Origin of the sequence: Streptomyces sp. NPDC086989 (assembly GCF_044745505.1) — a bacterium.
Lineage (GTDB): Bacteria > Actinomycetota > Actinomycetes > Streptomycetales > Streptomycetaceae > Streptomyces.
This window is the reverse complement of record NZ_JBIVAL010000042.1, coordinates 1-4,692: the sequence shown is the minus strand read 5'-3', so window position 1 is coordinate 4,692 and position 4,692 is coordinate 1. Positions and strand designations below refer to the sequence as shown.

3 protein-coding genes and 1 CRISPR repeat array are annotated in these 4,692 nt (G+C 69.3%); of the genes, 2 read left to right on the top strand and 1 reads right to left on the bottom strand.

Annotated features, from left to right (window positions below):
- Positions 1-53: 53 nt before the first annotated feature.
- Positions 54-1,601: direct repeats of the CRISPR family, unit length 22 nt; unit sequence CCGCACCCGCGGGGATGACCCC.
- A 308-nt stretch (positions 1,602-1,909) separates the two neighbouring features.
- The gene (locus tag ACIPK4_RS39610; protein WP_402322692.1) at positions 1,910-2,542 is read left to right on the top strand and encodes a hypothetical protein; all 633 of its coding nucleotides are present in this window, start codon (positions 1,910-1,912) and stop codon (positions 2,540-2,542) included.
- Positions 2,493-3,683 (top strand): helix-turn-helix domain-containing protein, encoded by a 1,191-nt coding sequence (locus tag ACIPK4_RS39605; protein ID WP_402322689.1) that lies wholly within the window; start codon positions 2,493-2,495, stop codon positions 3,681-3,683. Before ACIPK4_RS39610 ends, ACIPK4_RS39605 begins: the two co-directional genes overlap by 50 nt.
- A 222-nt stretch (positions 3,684-3,905) precedes the next feature.
- Here the strand turns inward: ACIPK4_RS39605 and ACIPK4_RS39600 are convergent.
- Positions 3,906-4,690 (bottom strand): IS5 family transposase gene (locus ACIPK4_RS39600; RefSeq protein ID WP_402322686.1). Its coding sequence is split into 2 segments (ribosomal slippage): positions 3,906-4,357 and positions 4,357-4,690, totalling 786 coding nucleotides; the frame shifts between segments, so codons are not numbered across the junction.
- Positions 4,691-4,692 lie beyond the last annotated feature (2 nt).

Here is a 4,692-nt window from a genome sequence, read left to right as displayed (position 1 = left end):
GCGGGGATGACCCCCAACTGCTCGACGAGCTGGGTGCCCTGCCGGCCTGCTCCCCGCACCCGCGGGGATGACCCCCAACTGCTCGACGAGCTGGGAGCCCTGCCGGCCTGCTCCCCGCACCCGCGGGGATGACCCCTCCGTCAAGACCAAGAAGGGGCGAGGTGTCGACTGCTCCCCGCACCCGCGGGGATGACCCCTCCGTCAAGACCAAGAAGGGGCGAGGTGTCGACTGCTCCCCGCACCCGCGGGGATGACCCCTGGGGATTTCCGTAGGGGCCTTCATACCCCGACTGCTCCCCGCACCCGCGGGGATGACCCCCAAATGGGCTGAATCAGCGGGCCGTCAGACCCCTGCTCCCCGCACCCGCGGGGATGACCCCTGCGGGGCGTTCGTTATCTCCTGCGCAGGTGCCTGCTCCCCGCACCCGCGGGGATGACCCCCGGTATCAAGAAACACCTGGGCCGGGGCTCTTCTGCTCCCCGCACCCGCGGGGATGACCCCGCTCTTCAAGGCGTGGCAGGCGCATTCGGGAACTGCTCCCCGCACCCGCGGGGATGACCCCAGGGCGGCGGTCTCCTCGGCGCTGGTCAGGCCCTGCTCCCCGCACCCGCGGGGATGACCCCAGATTCTGTACGTCGGATTCGGGGGCGCGGACCTGCTCCCCGCACCCGCGGGGATGACCCCGGGACGCTTTGAGTAGCTGACACTGACGCGAGCTGCTCCCCGCACCCGCGGGGATGACCCCGGAGAGGACCCCGCCATGACCCTCACCCTTGTCTGCTCCCCGCACCCGCGGGGATGACCCCGCGAACGCCGCGAGTACGTACACGCTCCGCATCTGCTCCCCGCACCCGCGGGGATGACCCCAAGATCGTCTCCGTTGGCAGCGGAGGCGGAACCTGCTCCCCGCACCCGCGAGGATGACCCCCATTAGATCAGCACGTTTCCGCAGGTCGGAGGCTGCTCCCCGCACCCGCGGGGATGACCCCACTGCCGGGGAATCACCCCCCGACGGCAGCCACTGCTCCCCGCACCCGCGGGGATGACCCCACCGAGGGCATGCCGCCGACGGTGCGGCGGCTCTGCTCCCCGCACCCGCGGGGATGACCCCACCCCGACATCGTCGCCTACCGGCTCGGGATGGCTGCTCCCCGCACCCGCGGGGATGCCCCCTCGATCGGGGCGCACGGCGCGTATCAGGTGATCTGCTCCCCGCACCCGCGGGGATGACCCCGACGGCGGCCCGGGCACAGTCCTCGACGGTGGCTGCTCCCCGCACCCGTGGGGATGACCCCCGTCCGCCCCGCCGACTGGGCGCCGCCTCAAGCTGCTCCCCGCACCCGCAGGGATGACCCCATCGCGGACATCGCGTCGGCGAATCCCGCGATCTGCTCCCCGCACCCGCGGGATGACCCCCCTGTGAGCGAGGAACTCCCAAGCCCAGCACATCTGCTCTCCGCACCCGCGGGGATGACCCCCAAGGACAGCCGGGGCTGCCGAACCTCGAAGGCTGCTCCCCGCACCCGCGGGGATGACCCCAGGTCACCGGTGACGAGGAGATCGCACGCGACCTGCTCCCCGCACCCGCGGGGATGACCCCATCCCAGGGTTACAGGACCGCCTGACGAACGAGGCGGACTGCTTGATCACGCCCCTTGGGGGCGCGAGGTGCTGCCGTGCCAGCGCAGGTGCCCCGCAATACCTGGACCCCTCCTGCAGCGGGCGCAGTCCCCACCGGGCGCACAGCGCGCCATGGCTACCGAATATGCCGTGCGGTGTTGTGGGCCCGGTCGGCCGCGTGCGGATGAAGCTTGCGGCCAGGTCTCGTGGCAGAGAGAGGCGATTCGCGGGGGACTGGCGTGTTCGGCTCATTGAACGGGTGTGATTCGCGGTTATAAAATAACCGCTATGCTCACACCCGAGGACGCTTCCTTCATCACGGCTGCCACCGAGGGCCTTGCCGCCCCCCTGTACGAAGCACTCGATCACGGCTACACGGCCGCCCATGGCCATTACGATGAGTCGGGCATGACCGGCGAGGGCTTTGCCAAGGGCCGCACCGACCTCGCCCGCGACCACACGCGTCGCTTCATCGAGCGGCGCTACGGCGACCGCCTCGACCTCGGCGGGTGGGAGCCGATCAAGAACTCCAGCGGGCGGCTGCACTTACGCAAGGAGATGATGACCTTGCGAGTGCTGCACGCCACTCCATTCGACATGGTGCCCGCCCCGGGCCGGAACAAGGCGAGGATCAGCTACTACTACAATCGAACGGTCGATCTATTCGGCGTCCAGAGCAGCAACCTCCTCGCCGTGTGGCTCTCGCCTCCCGAGGAGGGCGGCGAGATCTCCGTTCGGATCGTTCGTCCGATCGGGGAGTGGAAGCCGGGTCAGCCTCCCAAGTTCGACCTCGATTTCGAGCTCCCCAGGAACACTGAATCGTTCCAGGGGTGGGAGTTCGTACCGGACGACAAGGGCCTCGCACTGCCCTTTGAGTTCGAAGAAGACCAGCGCGAAGAGGGTGAAGGAAGTGGCGCATGATCCAGCCGAGCGCATCAGGACCCTGAGACTCCTCATGGGGCTCACCCAGGGCGAACTGGCGCAGGCAGCTGGAGTGTCGCAGCCGCTGATCTCACAGATTCAAAAGGGCATCAAACCGGTCAGTGGCGATGTGCTGGAGCGCATCGCCGCAGCCACCGGCACACCCATGTCGTTCTTCGACGTGGACCCGACCGACCTCCCCGCTGACACGCTGGCCTTCCGCAAGAAGGCCGGCGCCTCCGCCAAGGAAGTTGCCCGGGTGGAATCGACGGTCAGGGAGGCGTACCGGGTCGCAGTACGTCTCATGGCCGAGACCAAAGTGCGCCGCACCGCGCTGCCCCGTGCAGAAGGCGACATCACCCCAGATGGCATCGAAGACCTCGCCGCGCAGACCCGCGCCGCGCTGGGCGTTGCGCCGGACGGGGTCATCGGTCACGTCATCCGCGCCTGCGAGCGCGCCGGAATCCCTGTCGTTCCCCTGCTTCTCATGGACGCGCGGGGAGAAGGCGAGGAGGCCGTGGTCGGCCACTCCGGCGCCTCCTGCTGGAGGGGTCAGGGTGAACCGTCTCTGATCAGCTACTTCTCCGCGGGGTCCGGTGACCGGCAGCGCTTCACCACCGCGCACGAACTCGGGCACCTCGTGCTTCACCCTGCCCGCAGGATTGGCCTCGACCCCAAGCAGGCCGAGTCGGAGGCCCACCGCTTTGCAGGCGCTTTCCTCCTCCCGCGAGAACGTGCGGAGGAAGCATTCAGCGGCCCCCTCATGCTCCGTGAGTTCGCGGCCCTGAAGAAGCGGTGGGGTATCTCCATCCAGGCCCTCGTCAACCGCGCGTACGACCTCGGCTACATCGACCGGGCCCGCCGCGACAGCCTCTACAAGCAGATCGGCGCCCGGGGCTGGAGGACGAACGAGCCAGTGCTCGTGCACGCGGAGCAACCCACCCTCGTGCGGGCCATGCTGGGCCGGAAATACGGTGAACCGCCGTCACTTCTGCAGGCCGCCGACGACCTCGGTCTCCACCCCGTCCTCATGCGGTCTCTCGCGCCGGACGTGGCGGCCGACCCGGCGCCCCGCGCTGTGGCACCCGTGATCAACCTCGGCGACCGCCGCCGCAGGGGCGCGCGCCTCCAGGTCCTCTGACTGGCGAGGCCGCTCGACGCGGCCGGGACGTGCGGAGCAGGACCTTCGTCGGCCGCGCTGCTGTTCCTCACCTTCCGGACAGAAATCCCCGCAGAGACCCGGCGCCGGCCACTAGGTGCGCCACCCCGCGCGCTGCCGCTGGCTGCTCTCGACGTCGGTCAGCAGAAGTTCGACGGCCTTGAGCTGCTTGCCGACGAAACTTCCGCCGCCTAAGACGTCGTTTCATTTGGTGAGGCGGCGGTGGCAGATGAGGGCTGCGGCTATGCCGACGAAGGCGAGGAAGTGTTCGGCCTTGCGTTCATAGCGTCGGTGGAGTCGGCGGCAGCCGGCGAGCCAGGACACGGTCCTCTCGACGACCCATCGGTGGCGGCCGAGACGCTTTGAGGACTCGATGCCCTTGCGCGCGATGCGGTGGCGGATGCCGCGTTGGCGGAGCCATCGGCGCAGGTGGTCGTAGTCGTAGCCCTTGTCGGCGTGGAGCTTGCCGGGGCGTCGTCGGCGAGGTCCACGCCGGGACCTGATCGGCGGGATGCCCCGCACGAGTGGCTCGAGGCCGAGACTGTCGTGCATGTTCGCACCTGAGATGCCAAGCGAGAGCGGCAGTCCGTTCCGGTCGGTGATCAAGTGGATTTTCGATCCGGGCTTGCCGCGGTCGGGCGGATTCGGTCCCGTCAATGGCCCCCTTTTGCAGCCCGCATGCTGACGGAGTCGATCGCGCAGCGCGACCAGTCCAGTTCCCCGCGGGCGCCGAGTTCGTCGAGGATGACGCGGTGGAGCCGGGCCCAGACACGGGCCCGGCTCCACTGGGCGAAACGTCGGTAGACCGTCTGCCAGCTCGGGCCGAACACCGGCGGAAGCTGCCGCCAGGTGCAGCCTGAGGTCGCCACAAAGATGATCGCGGCCAGGGCCTCGCGGTCACCCGCCCGGCGCCGACCGCCGCCCTGCGGGCGTATGACCTCCGTCGGCGGTACCACCCGCCGAAACAGCACCCACAACTCGTCCGGCACCA

What these genes read in the sequence shown, in the direction of transcription:
- ACIPK4_RS39610 (WP_402322692.1), top strand. Translation starts at nt 1,910, where the DNA reads ATGCTCACACCCGAGGACGCTTCCTTCATCACGGCTGCCACCGAGGGC.